Source organism: Mesorhizobium sp. LEGMi-168a (assembly GCF_058312955.1).
Genome location: NZ_JBZEGV010000040.1, coordinates 18,765 through 35,596, shown reverse-complemented (window position 1 = coordinate 35,596; position 16,832 = coordinate 18,765). Strand labels below are relative to the sequence as shown.

Below are 16,832 nucleotides of genomic sequence, written 5' to 3'. Positions count from 1 at the left end.
TGTCTCGAAACGCTCTAACGGGGTGCCGGACGCTGACTTCGCGAACCGGCTGAGAGGCGACAATGCCAACCCGCTGAACCTGATCCGGTTTGTACCGGCGGAGGGATTAGACGTTTCGGACCATCCGACGCCTCAATTCCTTTAACACGAACGAGGAGGCGCCGATGCGCTCACTATTGTCCCAACTTGTTCTCGCAACTGGCGTCGTTTCACTTCTGGCAGGCGTTGGGCCTGCAGAGGCGAAGGACAAGCTCACCGTCTATACCTATGAGAGCTTCACCGCGGAATGGGGGCCAGGACCCGCGGTGAAGAAGGAATTCGAGGCCGAATGCGGCTGCGATCTCGAATTCGTCTCGGTGGCCGACGGCGTGGCATTGCTCAACCGCGTCAAGCTGGAGGGCGCGAGCACCAAAGCCGACGTCGTGCTTGGCCTCGACACCAACCTGACCGCCGACGCCAAGGCGAGCGGCCTGTTCGCGCCACATGGCGCGGTGGCTGACGTGAGCGTGCCCGGCGGCTGGAAGGACGACACCTTCGTGCCCTTCGACTACGGCTATTTCGCCGTCGTGTACGACACCGAGAAGCTGAAGGCACCGCCGAAGAGCCTGAAGGAGCTGGTCGAGGGCAATGCCGCGGACAAGATCGTCATCCAGGATCCGCGCACCTCGACGCCGGGCCTTGGCCTGCTGCTCTGGGTGAAGTCGGTCTATGGCGACAAGGCGCCGGAAGCCTGGGCCAAGCTCAAGTCAAAGGTGCTCACCGTGACGCCGGGCTGGAGCGAGGCCTACGGCCTGTTCACCAAGGGCGAGGCGCCGATGGTGCTGTCTTACACCACTTCGCCGGCCTACCACATGGTCGCCGAGAACACCGAGCGCTACCAGGCCGCCTCCTTCGAGGAGGGCGAATACCTGCAGATCGAGGTGGCGGGCATAACCACGACGGGGGCGAAGAACCCGCTGGCGGAAAAATTCATCGCCTTCATGACCGGGCCGAAATTCCAGGACGTCATCCCAGAGACCAACTGGATGTTTCCGGCAGGCAAGACCGACAAGCCGCTCAACCCGGCCTTCGACAAATTGGTGAAGCCGACCAAGACTTTGCTGTTCAGCTCCGAAGAGGTCGCGGCCAACCGCAAGGCCTGGGTGGATGAGTGGCTGGCGGCGATGAGCAAGTGACTTTGGCCAAGTGATCAAAGGATGATCGCTCTACGGCGCCCCTCTCTGTCCTGCCGGACATCTCCCCCACAAGGGGGGAGATTGGCTGTCATCGGCGATTTCGCCAATCTCCGACATTGCAGGTACAAGCGGGGCGCTGAAACTGCTGATCTCCCCCCTTGTGGGGGAGATGGCCGGCAGGCCAGAGGGGGGCGCGAAGGAGCGCGGCGTTCGCTAGCTCAAACCCAAGTGGTGCAGCGTGCAGTCCGCGCCGCGCTCTGACTCCCGCGTCGCCGCCGGCATCGTTGCCCTCGCAGCCATCGCCGTGCTCATCGGCGGCGCCTTCGCCGGGCTTATCCTCGAAGGCGCGCGCGACCCGTCCGGCGCTGTCGCCGCCTTCGATAACTATCTCTTGCGCGTCGCCCGCTTCACGCTTTGGCAAGCGTTGCTGTCGACGCTGTTGTCGGTCGCGCCGGCGCTCTTCGTGGCACGAGCGCTTTCGCGGCATCCGGCCTTTCCCGGACGTGGCCTGATCCTGCAGCTCTTCACCGTGCCGCTGGCGCTGCCGGCGATCGTCGCGGCGCTCGGCGTGCTGGCGCTCTATGGTCGCGCCGGTTATTTCGCCGGCGCCCTCGGTAAATTCGGCGGCGGAGAATGGCCTGGCATCTACGGCCTGTCCGGCATCCTGGTCGCGCATGTGTTCTTCAATCTGCCTTTGGCCACGCGCCTGTTCCTGGAGCCGTTGGGTACCGTGCCCACCGACCAGTGGCGGCTGGCGAGTCAGCTCGGGATGAGTGCTGCGCCTGCCTTCCGGCTGATCGAATGGCCGGCGCTGCGCGCCGCATTGCCTGGCATCGCCGGGCTGGTCTTCATGCTCTGCATCACCTCCTTCACCATCGTGCTGACCCTGGGCGGCGGGCCGGCCGCCTCGACGCTGGAGGTCGCCATCTACCAGGCGCTGCGCTTCGATTTCGATCCCGCGCGGGCCGTAACTCTGACGCTTCTTCAGATCGCACTCACCCTTATTGTAGTCGCCGCGCTCACGCGGCTCGGCGCCAACACGGTCGGCGACGCCAATCTGCCGGTGGCGCCGCGCCGCTATCTTGGCGTAGGCAAGGTCGAGGCCGTTCTGAATACCGGCCTGATCGCGCTTGCCCTGCTGTTCGTCGCCGGGCCGATGGCGGCGACCGTATTCGCCGGGCTGGAAGCGGATCTTGGCCGGTTGGCCGGCGAGGACGCCGTGCGCGGTGCGACGTTCACCAGCGCCGGGCTCTCTTTCCTCTCGGCGCTGCTTTCGGTGATTTTGTCACTCTCGCTCATCGCGGCCCGGCGTGCGCTGGCCTTGCGGCGCCGCGCGGGCAGCGCCATGTCGCTGCTCGAACATGCCACCGACACCGGCGCCGGTTTCGTGCTCGTCGTGCCGCCGATCGTGGTCGGCGCCGGCTGGTTCCTGGCGCTGCGCGGCGTCACGGATGTCTTCGCCATCGCGCCCGTCATGGTCGTCGCCGTCAACGCGGTGATGGCGATGCCGTTCGCCATCCGCGCCGTTCGTCCGGCCTACGATGCGGCAAGCGAACGCCATGAGCGGCTTTGCCTGGCGCTCGGCATTTCCGGCTGGAACCGGCTGCGCCTGGTCGACTGGCCGTCGCTCAGGCGGCCTTTGGCCACCGGCTTCGCCTTCGCCATGGCACTGTCGCTCGGCGATCTCGGCGTGATCGCGCTGTTCGGCAGCGATTCGGTGCAGACCTTGCCCTATCTTCTGCTCGCGCGCATGGGCAGCTACCGGACCGCCGACGCCGCGGGGCTGGCCTTGCTGCTCGGCCTCGTCTGCCTGATGCTGGTGGTCACCGCCGATTGGCTGGGGCGGGAAGCAAAGGCATGACGACGAACGATGGCATCGCAGCGGGGAAAGGGCTCGCCGTCGGGCTGGCGGACGTTTGGTTCAGCTATGGCGAGGCATCGTTCCGCTTCGGTGCTGAATTCGCCGCCGGCAGGATCACCGCCATCATGGGACCGAGCGGTTCCGGAAAATCGACGTTGCTCAATCTGGTCGCCGGCTTCGAAACGCCAAGCGCGGGCAAGGTGCTGATCGGCGGGATCGATGTCGGCAACGCACCGCCTTCGGCGCGACCGGTGTCAATGGTGTTCCAGGAAAACAACCTGTTCGCCCACCTTTCGGTTGAAGACAATGTCGGGCTTGGCCGCTCGCCATCGCTCAACCTCGCCTCCGGCGATCGCCACGCGGTCGCGGAAGCGCTGGCGCGCGTCGGCCTTGCCGGCAAGGAGAAGCGGCTGCCGCGCGAGCTTTCCGGCGGCGAGCGGCAGCGCGTCGCGCTGGCTCGGGTGTTGCTGCGCGACCGGCCGGTGCTTCTGCTCGACGAGCCTTTCGCCTCGCTCGGTCCGGCGCTGCGCGACGACATGCTGGATCTGGTCGCCGACATCCATGCCGAGCGGCAGATGACGGTGCTCTTCGTCACCCACCAGCCGGAGGATGCGCGCCGCATCGGCCAGGAGATCGTGTTTGTGGACGAGGGCAGGGTCGCAGCAACGGGGCCGGCCGCCGATTTCTTCGACCGCTCTGGACCGGACGCCTTCCGGCGCTATATCGGCGATCGAGGCGGCAGCGTTGCCGGATCACAACACATTGCCCGGAAGCGGACATAATTTACGGCCAAACCGGCAACGGGTGATCCGGCGTTTGCTTGCCTTGTCCGGGGGAGTGTGGCTAGGTCCGGCCATGCTGGTCCGGGTGGGCCGTGATTTGCCGAAAGAGTTCGAAAGGAAGCCGATCTGCCGACCGGCGCGGAGAAAGTGTGGATGAAGCCGCTGACGCGATTCTTCGCGTTGGCCGGCTTTGCCGTGGCGCTGGCGAGCTGCCAGATGTTCACGCCGCCCGATGTCCAGGAATCCGGCTTCCAGCCCTCCGACAAGCCGATCACGGTCGACAATGTCGTTGCCAACGCCAAGCTCGCCGACATGGCGAAGGCGCAGCACCCGCGCATCCTGGCGACCTATGGCGGCGAATATTCCGATCCGAAGCTCGAGCGCATGGTGGCCAAGGTCGTCGGCAACCTGACGGTGGTGTCGGCCAATCCGACGCAGACCTATCGCATCACCATCCTCAATTCGCCCAACGTCAACGCCTTCGCGCTGCCGGGCGGCTATCTCTACGTCACGCGCGGGCTGCTCGCGTTGGCCAACGACTCTTCAGAGCTTGCCGCTGTCATCGCGCATGAGATGGGCCACGTCACGGCGAATCACGGCTTGCAGCGGCAGCAGCTCGAGGCCGAGGAAGGTCTGGCGACCAAGGTCGTCTCCGATGTGCTCGGCGACAGCCAGACGGCCAAGGCAGCGCTCATCCGTGGCAAGCTGAGGCTGGCGCAGTTCTCGCGCAACCAGGAACTTCAGGCTGACGCCATCGGCATCAAGTCGATCGGCGAGGCGGGTTACGATCCCTACGCCGCCGGTCGCTTCCTGCAGTCGATGTCGGCCTATACTGATTTCCGCTCGGTCAGCGGCGCCACCGATGCCAGCCTCGACTTCCTGGCCACGCATCCCAACACGCCGCAGCGCATCGACCTGGCGCAGCGGCTTGCCCGCAACTTCGGCCCGCCGGGCGTCGGCACGCGCGACCGCGATGCCTTCCTCGCCGGCATAGACGGCCTGCTCTACGGCGACACGCCGGAAGAGGGCTATGTGCGCGGCCAGACCTTCATGCATCCCGGCCTCGGCGTCTCGTTCTCGGTGCCGGAAGGCTTCGTCATCGACAATTCGGCGGCCGCGGTGACCGCGACCGGACCTGGCGACATCGCCATCCGCTTCGACGGCGTGGCGATCGACAAGTCGGTGTCGTTGACCGATTACATCCGCAGCGGCTGGGTCGCCGGACTGGAAGACGCAAGCGTGCGCCAGGACACGGTCAACGGCAACGAAGCCGCGATGGCGCATGCCAGCGCGCAAGGCTGGCAGTTCGATATCGCGGTCATCCGGGCCGGCGGGCAGGTCTACCGGCTGCTGACGGCCGCCCCTTCGGCCAGCACCGCGCTGGAGCCGGTCGCGCGCTCGGTCAGCGGTTCCTTCCGCACGCTGAGCGCGGCCGAGAAGGCGGCGCTGAAGCCGCTGCATATCCGGGTGGTGACCGTCCAGGCCGGCCAAACCATGGGCACGCTTGCCGCGCAAATGGTCGGCGTCGACCGCAAGCTCGACCTGTTCCGCGTGCTGAATGCAATGTCGCCGGGCGCAACCGTGTCGGCCGGCGACAAGGTCAAGATCGTCACCGACAAATAGGGCCGATGTCCGCGTTCATGCGGCTTCCGCCAGGATTCAGCTCGACACAGTCTATTCGCCGGTCCGGGCATGCCGTCGCTGCTGCTATCCGTCAGAGCCCGCTGACGGTGTCAAAGCCGCCGCTGCTCGTTTCAGAGATGCCGGCGCTGCCGGTGTCAGAGCTGCCGGTGCTGCCGGTATCAGAGATGCCGGTGCTGCCGGTGTCAGGGCTGCCGGTGCTGCCGCCGTCAGAGCCGCCGCTGCCGCCGCGGGGCGCGGGATGATCGCCGTTATTGCCGCGCCAAGGCGCCGGCCCGGTATCGTTCCGTATCGGTTTGACCGGTGTCTTGAACACCTTCGGCGTTGGTGTGCGGACCACCTTTATCTTCGTGATTGTCTTCGTGATTACCTTGGGCTTGCACACTGCGACCGTTAAGGCGCTGCGCGCAGGAAGACCGAGAATGCTCATCGAATACACGCCTTGCCGCTCGATGCCGGCCTTAAGGAAAGCCAAGGCGCGGGCCGCGTCGGCGGGCACGCCATTGCGGCCTTCCTGGAAGATCAGCGCGAGATCGTTCATGGCATTGATATGCCCCATCGCCGCTGCCTTGAGCAGCAAGTCCAGCCCCTTGCCGGTATCGCGCTGGACGCCGAGACCATTGAACAAGGCGCGTCCCCAAGCGGCCATGGCGTAGGGGTCTCCCTTGTCGGACGCTTGCGAATAGAAGCCATTCGCTTTCGTGGAATCTACGGCGGTCCCTATTCCGGACGAGGCGATGGAGCCGAGCTCGAAGACGGCGCGGACATGCCCTTTGTCGGCGGCATCCTGAATGGCCTTCCTGGCCTCGTCGACCTTGCCGGCCGCCAGCAGCGCCCGCCCGAGCTCGTAGTGGAAGCGGGCGACATCGGGGTAGGCCTTCACCGCCGCCTCGCAGGCCTCGACAGCCGCGCCGCCGATCTCGTTCGGCAGTCTGCCGGGGACGACGCCTTGCAGGTCCAGCGGTGCGCCCGCGGCCTGGTCGCAGGGGTCGAGGCTTGGCGACAGCTTCATCGTCGCAGCCCTGGACGCGTTGCCGGCGCGGATTTCGAAGCCAACCTCGATAGGAGCCGCCGAGCCGATCTGCGGCTCGTAACGCAAATTGTCGACTTCATCGGCCGTCAGGCTCGATTGAGGCGGCAGTGTGCGATCCGGCAGGGACAGTGTGCCGGTTGCTGGATAGCTCGCGAGCTTCAGGTTGACCGCGGGATCCGTGGTCGGGAAGTCCAGCTTCAATGAAACCGGGCCAACGCCGACAGGAATGCTGATGTCGCGGCTTTCGATCGCCTCGGCGGCACCGGTGGGCAGGTTCAGCGCGACAGGCCCGACGCCCGACGGCTGGACTTTCTCCAATGCCGGTTGGCTCGCGCTGCGCACCAGCACCACGTCGTCGATCAGCGAGGAGTTTTCCCACGGAACCTGCTTGCCGTTGGTGGCCTTGACCACGTCGCGGCGCACGGCCGCCATGACAGTGCGTATCTCCTGGTTCGGCGCCAACGCGCGGCGGGAGAAGGCGGACGAGAAGGGGCTGAGGTTGCCGGTTCCGTCATAGGCGACAGCGCCGGGTTCGGTGGCGAAAGCAATCAGCGTGTTCAGCGAGCTTTTCACCTGCGCGAGACCCGCGTCGCCTGCGACGATCAGCTGGTCCCGCAGCCAATAATCCTTGCGCGGAAACGGATTGTTGCGGCAGGCGTCGAGGATGATCACCTGGATCTTCGATTTCGAGCGCAATTGCTGCAGCACGTCGTCGAGCTTGATGGCCTGGACCTCGATGTCGGACGGGGCCTTCAGCGAGGCATCGACCGGGATCAGGAAATTCTCGCCGCCGATCTGAAAGCCGTGGCCGGAATAATAGACGACCGCGAGATCGGCGCCGTCCGCCGCGGCGAGATAGTTGCGGAACCGCTCCTCGAACTGGAGCTTGGTCAAGTCCTTGGCGACGAACACGTCGAAGCCGGCCAGCCGGAACGTGTTCGCCACGTCACGAGCATCCTTGTCCGGGTTCTTGAGAGGCGGGATGTCTCGGTATTCGGAATTGCCGATGACAAAGGCAACCCTGCGATCGGCGTGAGCTTCGAACGCCGTAAAGCCCACGAGGATCAAGGCTGCAAGGAACGCGTAGCATCGCAGCATGGCAAATCCCCCATCCGCTATGGTCTGTTGGCTCCACAAAGACCAGTTGCGGCACGCGGGTCTGTTAAAGAATTCACAATACGCGGATATGCAAAAGAAGAAAGGCCGCTGCGATGGCGATATATTTTTATTTAATAGATATTTGACGCTAGCAACTTCAAGTTGCTGCTCAGGCTGCTTCGGCCAGGAATTCCGGGTTCTGCTTGACCAGTGCCGCCCGCAGTTTTTCCATGGCGCGCGCTTCGATCTGGCGGACGCGTTCCTTGGAGATGCCGAGCGCCTCGCCGAGCGATTCCAGGGTGGCGCCGTCGTCGCTCAGCCGGCGCTCCTCGATGATCCGGAGCTCGCGGGCATTGAGCGCGCCGAGCGCGCTTTTCAGCCAGATCGCGCGGCGCTCGACGTCGATCGTTTCACCGACCACCTCGTCGGGAAGCGGATCCTCCGAGACCAGGAAATCCATCCGCTCGGCGGCGCCGTTCTCGTCGGCTAAAGGGGTGTTGAGCGAGCTGTCGGGAGCCGAAAGACGCGAATCCATCATCGCCACGTCGGCTTCCGGCACGCCGAGCGCGGCCGAGACCTCGCGATAGAGCGAGGCATTGGAGATCGGCTCGGCGCCGTTGGCGAGCCGCGCGCGCAGCCGCCTCAGATTGAAGAACAGCGCCTTCTGCGCAGAGCTCGTGCCGCCGCGCACGATCGACCAGTTGCGCAGGATGTAGTCCTGCATCGAGGCGCGGATCCACCAAGTGGCGTAGGTCGAGAAGCGCACCTCGCGGGCAGGCTCGAAGCGGGCCGCCGCTTCCAGCAGGCCGACATGGCCTTCCTGGATCAGATCGCCGAGCGGCAGGCCGTAGTGGCGGAATTTCGACGCCATGGAAATCACCAGGCGCATATGGGCCACAGTGATCAGGTGCAGGGCGTCCTGATCGTTCTTTTCCTTCCAGCGTATCGCCAGGAGATGCTCCTCCTCTCGCTCGAGATAGGGAGCCTTCATCGCCGCCCGGACCAGTGTCCGTCCTGCCACGTCCTCGATCATGCCGGTTCCTCTTGGCGGTCGTTACGCTGATGACGGTTGAAAAGACGCTGCCGCGCCCTACAACAACCTGCAACGTGTCAGACGCATGGATGGTTCCGTCGCGGCGGAGACGCACGCCCGGCGTGCGGGCACGATTTTGTTGTCGGTCCGGCACGTTTGCCTGCCGTGATTTGCATCGATTTTGAGGATCGGATTTCTGGCCGAGCCAATTTTTGAAATCTGGTTCCTTATTTCGCGGACATCTATCTGCCAGTTTGCGGCTCTCACCATGCGCCGGGGCACCGGTCAAAACGGGATCACAGAAAAATGAAATGGCTTAAATCGCTTCTCGTCGCCGGAACCCTGCAGGTTCTGGCGGTTACCGCCGGCCATGCCGGCGCCAATCTCGACCAGATCAAGCAGGCAGGCGTCATCAAGGTCGGCACGGAAGGCACCTACGCGCCCTTCACCTATCATGACGAATCCGGAGCGCTGGTCGGCTTCGATGTCGAGATCGCCAAGGCGATCGCCGAGAAGCTCGGCGTCAAGGTCGAGTTCCTCGAAGGCAAATGGGACGGCCTGATCGCCGGTCTCGACGCCAATCGCTACGACGCCGTCATCAACGAGGTCGGCATCACCGATGCCCGCAAGGCCAAGTATGATTTCTCCGATCCCTATATCGCTTCCAAGGCGGTGCTGATCGTTCGTGGCGACGACAGCGACATCAAGACCTTCGCCGATCTCAAGGGCAAGAAGGCGGCGCAGTCGCTGACGTCCAATTTCGGCAAGCTCGCCGAAACCAACGGGGCCGAGCTGGTCGGCACCGACGGCTTCGACCAGTCGATCCAACTGCTGCTCACCGGCCGCGCCGACGCCACCATCAACGACAGCCTGTCCTTCCTCGACTTCAAGAAGCACAAGCCGGACGCCAATGTGAAGATCGCCGCGCAGGAAGAGAACGCCGACTATTCCGGCGTCATCGTGCGCAAGGGCGATCCGGAACTGGTCGCCGCGATCGACAAGGCGCTGGCCGACATCAAGGCCGACGGCACTTACAAGAAGATCGCCGACACCTATTTCGGCCAGGACGTCTCGCAGTAAACCATACGTATTTCCTTTTGAGTTCCGGCGGGTCGTCTTTGACGGCCCGCCGGTTTTTGCATGATATTCGTTCGGGCATTGCCGGCCGGAGTGGTCGCAGCATCCGGAAAGGAGAAGGGCTCCGTGCCGCACTGGTTGCAACTGATGCTGGAGTCGCTGCCGACCCTGCTGTGGGCGGCGCTGATCTTCACCGTGCCGCTGACGCTGCTGTCCTTCGCGCTTGGGCTGATCGCCGGACTGGTGACGGCGCTGATCCGGCTGTTCGGCCCGAAGCCGCTGGTCTCGCTCGTCCGCTTCTATGTCTGGATTTTTCGCGGCACGCCGCTCTTGGTGCAGCTCTTCCTGATCTTCTACGGTCTGCCGTCGGTCGGCATCCTGCTTGATGCCTTTCCCGCCGCGCTGATCGGCTTCACGCTCAACATCGGCGCCTACACGTCGGAGATCATCCGCGCCGTCATCGGCTCGGTGCCGAAAGGGCAGTGGGAGGCTTCCTACTCGATCGGCATGACCTGGAGCCAGGCGATGCGGCGCACGATTCTCCCGCAAGCAGGCCGCGTCGCGGTGCCGCCGCTTTCCAACACCTTCATCTCGCTGGTCAAGGATACCTCGCTCGCGGCGGCAATCACGGTGCCGGAGATGTTCCAGGCCGCGCAGCGCGTCGTCGCCACCACCTATGAACCGCTGATCCTCTATGTCGAGGCGGCGGCGCTCTATCTGGCGATGAGCTCGGTGCTGTCGGCGCTGCAGGCGCGGCTGGAAGTGCGGCTTAACCGCTATGGCGGTTTCCTGGAGGCCAACGCATGATCGGCTTCACCGACATCGAGAAGCGTTTTGGCGACAACCTCGTCCTGAAGGGCGTCACCGTCAGCATCGACGAAGGCAGCGTGACGGCGCTGGTCGGCCCTTCGGGCGGCGGAAAAAGCACGCTTTTGCGCTGCATCAATCTGCTGGAGATCCCGACCTCCGGCACCTTGCGCATCGGCGACGAGACGCTCCAATTCCGGCCGGGCGGCAAGGTGCCGGCGGCGGATGTCCAGCGCGTGCGCCTGCAGACCGGCATGGTGTTCCAGAATTTCCAGCTCTTTCCGCATCGCACCGCGATCGAGAATGTCATGGAAGGCCTGGTCACTGTGCTGAAGTGGCCGCAGGCGAGGGCACGCGAGCGGGCGATGGCGTTGCTCGAGAAGGTCGGCATGGCGCACAAGGCCGATGCCTGGCCGGCGACATTGTCGGGCGGCCAGCAGCAGCGCGTGGCGATTGCCCGGGCGCTGGCGCCGTCGCCGCGCGTGCTGCTTTGCGACGAGCCGACCTCGGCGCTCGATCCGGAACTGGCGCAGGAAGTGGTCGACGTGCTGGGACAGCTGGCCCGCGAAGGCACCACAATGGTGATGGCCACGCATGATCTCAGGCTCGCCTCCAAGATCGCGCACGAAGTGGTGTTCCTCGATGCCGGCTCGATCGTCGAAAAGGGCCCGGCTTCGGTCGTGTTCGACAATCCGGAGCGCGAGCGGACCAAGCGTTTTATTGCCTCGCTGCGGCAGGAGGAGGCGCAGAAGGAAGCCGGCGGCGGGGCGTAACCAACCTCGCCAGGTTTCAGCAAACAAAAAACCCGGCGCGAGGCCGGGTTTTTCGTATTCGGAAAGCGAAAAAGCTCAGGCAGCTTCTTCCTGCTCGGCTTCCTCGTTGTCGGCCTTGGCGCCGCGCTTCGGGCCCTTGTTGAGGTTGACCTCGATGAGGCGCACCGCCTCCGTCTCCGACATGCGGTTGACGGCGGCGATCTCGCGGGCCATCCGGTCGAGCGCGGCTTCGTAAAGCTGGCGCTCGGAATAGGACTGCTCCGGCTGGTTGTCGGCGCGGTAGAGGTCGCGCACCACTTCCGAGATCGAGATCAGGTCGCCGGAATTGATCTTGGCATCATATTCCTGCGCGCGGCGCGACCACATGGTGCGCTTGATGCGGGCGCGGCCCTGCACGACCTTCAGCGCGCGATCGACATAATCCTCTTCCGACAGCTTGCGCATGCCGATCGAGGTCGCCTTGGCGACCGGCACCTTGAGCCGCATCTTGTCCTTCTGGAAGTCGATGACGAACAGTTCCAGCTTGTGACCTGCGACTTCCTGCTCGTCGATCGCCACGATCTGGCCGACGCCATGCGCCGGATAGACGATGAATTCGCCGGTCTTGAAGCCGTGACGGGCTGCGGTGGACTTCTTCTGCGGGGTGATCGTTGCCATTACGCCCTGAACTCCTTAGTTGTAGCGCCGGCATGGCGGCGCCGGCTGAAACCCACGCGATCGGCGATAGCCGACCGTTAGCCGCACAACAGGTGAACCCACCGGAAAAACCGAGGCCGACAAATCGCACAAATGCGACCCGCCTGCCCCAGATCGCTCTGGTCCGGATTTGAAAAGCTCACCTTTCAGTGATTTGGGGCGTTAGCGCCATAAATCGACGTTGTGTCACCGGCATGTTTGGTTGATGTAACACAAAAAGTCGGAAGAATCAAGGTTTTGCTGCGTTCGCTAACGCCAAACGCCGTCGCTGCCTGTCAAGACAGCAATTGTATCGGGCCAGTTACGCAGCGTCATGCCGCCGAGGCCGGCCGTCGCGTCAGTCGCCTTCGCCGGGCTCGGCCGAGAAATATTTCTCGAACTTCCCGGTCTCGCCGTCGAAGTTTTTCGCGTCCGCTGGCGGCTCTTTCTTGGCGGTGATGTTGGGCCATTTCTCGGCGTATTCGGAATTGACCTGCAACCATTTGTCGAGGCCGGACTCGGTGTCCGGCTTGATCGCGTCGGCCGGGCATTCCGGCTCGCAGACGCCGCAGTCGATGCACTCGTCAGGGTGGATGACGAGCATGTTCTCGCCTTCGTAGAAACAGTCGACCGGACAGACCTCGATACAGTCCATGTATTTGCATTTTATGCAATTGTCGGTCACGACGTAGGTCATCGCAGGCTCCGGGACATCCCGTTTTTGTTGGGCTTTTCAGGGTGAGGTAACGCCTTTGCCCGTCGCTGGCAAGGGCAGGGCTTGCCGCCGGCGCCGGCGTTGCGGAACAGAATTCCAACCGGTTGCCGCGACGAGGTTCAGTCGTATCTTTCAGTCGTCGCCGAGCAGGCGGTCGGTTTGCCGGCGCTCCCGCTTGGTCGGACGGCCGCTGCCGGTCTCGCGCAGCGCCGGAATGGCGTCGGGAACAGCCTCGCCCTTGGGCGTGGGTGGGGGCGACATATCCTCGTAGAGCAGTCGCGCCTCCTCCGCCGGGCCGCGCCGGGTTCCCGGCCCAAGCACTTTCCAGACCATGATACGGCGGTCGAGCGTGATGGTCAGGACATCGCCGGCCTTGACCAGATCCGAGGCCTGCGCTGCTTTGTCGCGATTGATGCGGACGCGTCCTGCAATGACGAGCTTCGCCGCCAGGGAGCGCGATTTCACCGCGCGCGAGAAGAACAGCCATTTGTCGATGCGCTGGCGGCCTTCTCCAACCATCGCAACCGGCCGAGGCTATTTCTTCAGCTGGTCGCGCAAGGCGGCGAGCTTGGCGAAGGGCGAATCCGGGTCGAAGCGCTGCGGACGCTCCTCGCGCGGCTTGCCCTGGAAGGCCGGCTTGCCGGCGGACGCATTGCCCTTGCCGCCCTGCCGGTCGCCTTTCCAGTCCGGCCGCCCCTCGCGGCGGTCGGGGCGTTCGCCCTGCGGGCGGCCTTCGCGCCGTTCGCCGCCTTCGCGTTCCGGTCTCGGCTTGAACTTCGAGCGATCGAAGCGCGGTTTGCCGGAGCCGTCGCGGCGGCCCTCTTGGGCGGGCCGATCTCCGGCCTGGCCGGTAGTGGCGCCTGCCTCGCCATCGCGCGCCGGCTGCCCGCCGCGCTGACGATTGTCGCGGCGGTTGTCATGGCGATGGCGCGGACGCTGATGATCGAAACGCGCCTGCCGCCACAGAAGGATCGGCTTCGGCTCTTCCTGCTCGGCCGCAGCCTCGCCGGCCTTACCCTCCCCCTCGTGGGGAGGGTCGGCGCGCAGCGCCGGGGCGGGGGGACCGCCGGCGGTATCGGTGCTATCTGCATCGTCGGCGCCATCACCCCCACCCGCGTCGCCTCGCGCCGCGACCTCCCCCATCGAGGGGGAGGTGGGAGCCTCGGCGGCCTGTTCTGGCGCCGGAGCGGCTTCGCCGACAGCTTCAGTTTGGTGCTGTTCTTCCGACACGGGTCCTGCGTCAACCTCTGCGGCAGACTCAGCTGCTGTGTCGGCCACGGCCTCAGCATCCGCTTCGGCAGCAGGCTCAGCCGTGGTTTCGGCTACTGCCTCGTCGGCGGTGTGTGCTATCGGTTCCGAGCCCTCGGCAGACGCTTCGGCAGCAGCATCCACGGCCGATGCCTCGGCCGCCTTTGCTGCCCGCGCGGCCTCTTCCGCGGCGAGCTTTGTGGCGGCGGCCTCGCGGGCGGCGCTGTCCAGCGCGTCGAGCTTGGCCTTGACTTCGGCGGCCGGCTTCGGCTCGGAACGATAGCCCAGGCCCTTGAGGATCTCTTCCATGTCGTCGGCGGTGGCGCCGAGGATCGACATCATCGGCGGCGTCACCATGAAGGCGTGGCCGTCATAGGCGCCGTCCGGGCGCTGGCCGAGGCCGGGCTTCCAGTTGGTCGCCGGGCGGATGAGATCGGCGAGCCTTTCCAAAATGTCGACACGCACGGCGCGGCGGCCGAGATTGCGGTAGCCGGCGAGCTTGTAAAAGGTCTTGTCGAAAGCCGGGTCAATAACCACCGAGGTGCGGCCCGACGCCAGCGCATGGACGACGTCGCCGAAGCCCGGCTTGTCCTTGCCCTCGTTCTTCAGCGCCCAGAGCAGCGTCACCAGCCCGGCCGGCGCCGGCTTGATCAGCGCCGGCACGAAGACGTGGTAGGCGCCGAAGCGCACGCCAAGGCGACGCAGCGCGGCGCGGCCTTCCTGGTCGAGCGACTTCATTTCCTCGGCGATATCGCGGCGGTTGATGAGGCCGAAATGCTCGACGAGCTGGAAGGCGATGCCACGCGCGATGCCGGTGAGCTGCTCGGCATTCTTCAAGTCGACGAGCGGCTTGAGCAGCGACTCAATCTGGAAATTGACGAAACGCTCGGCGCGCGCGGCGACCTTGTCGCGGGCCGGCCCGGTGAGCTGTTCGTCGGCAAGCAGCACAAGCCGCGGCTTCAGCGCCTCGTCGCCGGCGACCAGCGTGCCGATCGGTGCGCCGATCCAGCGCAATATGCCGTCCGAGCCCAATGCCAGATCGCCGTTGGCGCAGGCGGCAAAGCGCTCTGAGCGCGCCTCGAATTCCGTGCTGAGCGCCTTCTGGGCGGCGGTGCGCACCGCCTTGGCATCCTCGCCGCCGGCGCTCTGGTCGGCGGTGAAGCGGAATCCCTGCAGCTCGCCGACGTGATGGCCTTCGACGAGGACGGTTCCGGTTGGGCTGATTTCGGCTTCAGGCATGGTATTTTCTCTAAGGCGCCGCATGAGGACGGAAGTCCTGCGGTCTACGAAGCGTTTCGTCAACCGCTCATGCAGCGCATCCGACAATCTGTCTTCGATTTCGCGCGTCTTTTCCTGCCAGTGTAGCTGATCGGCCAGCCAGCCAGGTCGGTTGGAGACGAAGGTCCAGGTGCGGATCTGGGCGATCCGGTGCGACAGCGTGTCGATATCGCCATCGGTCGTGTCGGCTCGCCGCACCTGCTCGGCCATGTAATTCTCATCAACATGGCCATGGCGCACAAGGTCCATGTAGATCGAGGCGATGAGGTCAGCATGCTGGGCGGGCGCGATCTTGCGGTAGTCGGGCAGCGCGCAGGCTTCCCAGAGCAGCGCCACGCGCTCCTTGCCGCTGGCGAGCGCGCGGATATCTGCGTCGCGCGACAGATGTTCCAGCGCCTGGGCGTCCACCGCCGGCAATGCCCGGGTCAGCCCTTCGACCGGCGCGTTGGTCTCGATCGAGCGCTTCAGGGCATCGAGGCTGGTGAAATCGAAATCGGCGGTGCGCCACTGCAGCACCTTCACCGGGTCGAAGTCGTGTCCCTCGATCTTCTTGACCAGATCCTCGTCGAACGGATCGACCTGACCGGTGACGCCGAAGGTACCGTCACGCAGATGCCGGCCGGCGCGGCCGGCGATCTGGCCGAGCTCGGCGGCGGTCAGGTTGCGGTACTGGTAGCCGTCGAACTTGCGGTTCTGGGCGAAGGCGACATGCTCGAGATCGAGGTTCAGGCCCATGCCGATGGCGTCGGTGGCGACGAGATAATCGACGTCGCCGGACTGGAAGATCTCCACCTGGGCATTGCGGGTGCGGGGCGAGAGCGCGCCGAGCACGACGGCAGCACCGCCCTGCTGGCGGCGGATCAGCTCGGCGATCGCATAGACCTCATCGGCGGAGAAGGCGACGATCGCCGTGCGCCGCGGCAGGCGGGTGAGCTTCTTCGAGCCGGCATAGGCAAGGTGCGACAGCCGCGGCCGCGTCACCACCGAGACGCCCTTCAGCAATTTCTGCAGGATGCCGTGCATGGTGGCGGCGCCGAGCAGCAGCGTCTCCTGGCGGCCGCGCAGATGCAGGATGCGGTCGGTGAAGATGTGGCCGCGTTCGAGGTCGCCGGCCAACTGCACCTCGTCGATCGCTACGAAGGCCGCATCGGTCTCGCGCGGCATCGCCTCGACGGTGCAGACAGAATATTTCGCAGCTGCCGGAACGATCTTCTCTTCGCCGGTGATGAGCGCCACCCTGTGGGCGCCGACCTTCTCGCAGACGCGCGTGTAGACCTCGCGGGCAAGCAGTCTGAGCGGCAGGCCGATGATGCCGCTCTCATGCGCCACCATGCGCTCGATGGCGAGGTGGGTCTTACCGGTGTTGGTGGGGCCGAGCACGGCCGTCACGTCGCGGCCCGAAAGGATCAGCGGCTGGGAGTGTTTCGGCTGGATATTCATCGGCTCGGAAATAAGGTTTCTGCCGCTTGTAGTCTGAAGCACGGCGGCGCCGCCGCATGTGACAGGCGACACATAGGCATTTAGAGCGCGAAGCGAAAGCGGAATGTTCCCATGAAGAGGTGGCGCGCCGACGGGCAAGGTCAAAATCTGCTGCCGATTAACCGTTGGAACGAGTCTGGAACGAATCGGCGACGAA

At 64.9% G+C, this 16,832-nt stretch carries 13 protein-coding genes and 1 riboswitch; of the genes, 7 read left to right on the top strand and 6 right to left on the bottom strand.

The genetic code is table 11. From position 1 onward, the window contains the following. Nucleotides 1-8: 8 nt before the first annotated feature. A riboswitch (TPP riboswitch) is annotated at nucleotides 9-123 on the top strand. 41 nt (nucleotides 124-164) lie between these two features. The 4 genes from thiB (at nucleotide 165) to AC4FWB_RS31190 (ending at nucleotide 5,441) form a co-directional block, all read left to right on the top strand. Beyond that, nucleotides 165-1,175 carry a thiamine ABC transporter substrate binding subunit gene (thiB, locus tag AC4FWB_RS31205; RefSeq protein WP_491030067.1) on the top strand — a complete coding sequence of 337 codons (1,011 nt, stop codon included), beginning with the start codon at nucleotides 165-167 and terminating at the stop codon, nucleotides 1,173-1,175. Nucleotides 1,176-1,413: 238 nt separating this feature from the next. Further along, the gene (gene thiP / locus AC4FWB_RS31200; protein ID WP_491030066.1) at nucleotides 1,414-3,036 is read left to right on the top strand and encodes a thiamine/thiamine pyrophosphate ABC transporter permease; all 1,623 of its coding nucleotides are present in this window, start codon (nucleotides 1,414-1,416) and stop codon (nucleotides 3,034-3,036) included. After that, on the top strand, nucleotides 3,033-3,818 hold the full coding sequence (thiQ, locus tag AC4FWB_RS31195) for a thiamine ABC transporter ATP-binding protein (RefSeq protein WP_491030065.1): 786 nt from the start codon (nucleotides 3,033-3,035) through the stop codon (nucleotides 3,816-3,818). Before thiP ends, thiQ begins: the two co-directional genes overlap by 4 nt. Before the next feature lie 216 nt (nucleotides 3,819-4,034). Then, nucleotides 4,035-5,441 carry a M48 family metalloprotease gene (locus tag AC4FWB_RS31190; protein ID WP_491030079.1) on the top strand — a complete coding sequence of 469 codons (1,407 nt, stop codon included), beginning with the start codon at nucleotides 4,035-4,037 and terminating at the stop codon, nucleotides 5,439-5,441. A 91-nt stretch (nucleotides 5,442-5,532) separates the two neighbouring features. On the opposite strand, the gene AC4FWB_RS31185 is transcribed toward AC4FWB_RS31190, so the two are convergent. Continuing rightward, a complete protein-coding gene (locus AC4FWB_RS31185) occupies nucleotides 5,533-7,590 on the bottom strand; it encodes a caspase family protein (protein WP_491030064.1) in 2,058 nt (685 codons plus the stop codon). Between the two features lie 169 nt (nucleotides 7,591-7,759). After that, nucleotides 7,760-8,623 carry an RNA polymerase factor sigma-32 gene (locus tag AC4FWB_RS31180; protein ID WP_491030063.1) on the bottom strand — a complete coding sequence of 288 codons (864 nt, stop codon included), beginning with the start codon at nucleotides 8,621-8,623 and terminating at the stop codon, nucleotides 7,760-7,762. Between the two features lie 306 nt (nucleotides 8,624-8,929). Between AC4FWB_RS31180 and AC4FWB_RS31175 the strand changes: the two genes are divergently transcribed. The 3 genes from AC4FWB_RS31175 (at nucleotide 8,930) to AC4FWB_RS31165 (ending at nucleotide 11,280) form a co-directional block, all read left to right on the top strand. After that, nucleotides 8,930-9,703 (top strand): amino acid ABC transporter substrate-binding protein, encoded by a 774-nt coding sequence (locus AC4FWB_RS31175; protein ID WP_491030062.1) that lies wholly within the window; start codon nucleotides 8,930-8,932, stop codon nucleotides 9,701-9,703. A 123-nt stretch (nucleotides 9,704-9,826) separates the two neighbouring features. Next, on the top strand, nucleotides 9,827-10,507 hold the full coding sequence (locus AC4FWB_RS31170; RefSeq protein ID WP_491030061.1) for an ABC transporter permease subunit: 681 nt from the start codon (nucleotides 9,827-9,829) through the stop codon (nucleotides 10,505-10,507). Further along, nucleotides 10,504-11,280: an amino acid ABC transporter ATP-binding protein gene (locus tag AC4FWB_RS31165; protein ID WP_491030060.1), complete on the top strand. Its 777-nt coding sequence runs from the start codon at nucleotides 10,504-10,506 to the stop codon at nucleotides 11,278-11,280. Before AC4FWB_RS31170 ends, AC4FWB_RS31165 begins: the two co-directional genes overlap by 4 nt. Before the next feature lie 75 nt (nucleotides 11,281-11,355). Here the strand turns inward: AC4FWB_RS31165 and AC4FWB_RS31160 are convergent, their stop codons facing one another. From AC4FWB_RS31160 to AC4FWB_RS31145, 4 genes are all read right to left on the bottom strand, one after another. Further along, on the bottom strand, nucleotides 11,356-11,937 hold the full coding sequence (locus tag AC4FWB_RS31160; RefSeq protein WP_040974338.1) for a CarD family transcriptional regulator: 582 nt from the start codon (nucleotides 11,935-11,937) through the stop codon (nucleotides 11,356-11,358). Nucleotides 11,938-12,313: 376 nt separating this feature from the next. Beyond that, nucleotides 12,314-12,652, bottom strand: a complete 339-nt coding sequence (fdxA, locus tag AC4FWB_RS31155; RefSeq protein WP_491030059.1) for a ferredoxin FdxA — start codon at nucleotides 12,650-12,652, stop codon at nucleotides 12,314-12,316. Nucleotides 12,653-12,802: 150 nt separating this feature from the next. Beyond that, a complete protein-coding gene (locus tag AC4FWB_RS31150; protein WP_292342648.1) occupies nucleotides 12,803-13,189 on the bottom strand; it encodes an RNA-binding S4 domain-containing protein in 387 nt (128 codons plus the stop codon). Between the two features lie 15 nt (nucleotides 13,190-13,204). Next, on the bottom strand, nucleotides 13,205-16,636 hold the full coding sequence (locus tag AC4FWB_RS31145; RefSeq protein ID WP_491030078.1) for a helicase-related protein: 3,432 nt from the start codon (nucleotides 16,634-16,636) through the stop codon (nucleotides 13,205-13,207). Nucleotides 16,637-16,832: the final 196 nt, after the last annotated feature.

What these genes read in the sequence shown, in the direction of transcription:
- thiB (WP_491030067.1), top strand. Translation starts at nt 165, where the DNA reads ATGCGCTCACTATTGTCCCAACTTGTTCTCGCAACTGGCGTCGTTTCA.
- thiQ (WP_491030065.1), top strand. Translation starts at nt 3,033, where the DNA reads ATGACGACGAACGATGGCATCGCAGCGGGGAAAGGGCTCGCCGTCGGG.
- AC4FWB_RS31190 (WP_491030079.1), top strand. Translation starts at nt 4,035, where the DNA reads ATGTTCACGCCGCCCGATGTCCAGGAATCCGGCTTCCAGCCCTCCGAC.
- AC4FWB_RS31185 (WP_491030064.1), bottom strand. Translation starts at nt 7,590, where the DNA reads ATGCTGCGATGCTACGCGTTCCTTGCAGCCTTGATCCTCGTGGGCTTT.
- AC4FWB_RS31180 (WP_491030063.1), bottom strand. Translation starts at nt 8,623, where the DNA reads ATGATCGAGGACGTGGCAGGACGGACACTGGTCCGGGCGGCGATGAAG.
- AC4FWB_RS31175 (WP_491030062.1), top strand. Translation starts at nt 8,930, where the DNA reads ATGAAATGGCTTAAATCGCTTCTCGTCGCCGGAACCCTGCAGGTTCTG.
- AC4FWB_RS31165 (WP_491030060.1), top strand. Translation starts at nt 10,504, where the DNA reads ATGATCGGCTTCACCGACATCGAGAAGCGTTTTGGCGACAACCTCGTC.
- AC4FWB_RS31160 (WP_040974338.1), bottom strand. Translation starts at nt 11,937, where the DNA reads ATGGCAACGATCACCCCGCAGAAGAAGTCCACCGCAGCCCGTCACGGC.
- fdxA (WP_491030059.1), bottom strand. Translation starts at nt 12,652, where the DNA reads ATGACCTACGTCGTGACCGACAATTGCATAAAATGCAAATACATGGAC.
- AC4FWB_RS31150 (WP_292342648.1), bottom strand. Translation starts at nt 13,189, where the DNA reads ATGGTTGGAGAAGGCCGCCAGCGCATCGACAAATGGCTGTTCTTCTCG.
- AC4FWB_RS31145 (WP_491030078.1), bottom strand. Translation starts at nt 16,636, where the DNA reads ATGAATATCCAGCCGAAACACTCCCAGCCGCTGATCCTTTCGGGCCGC.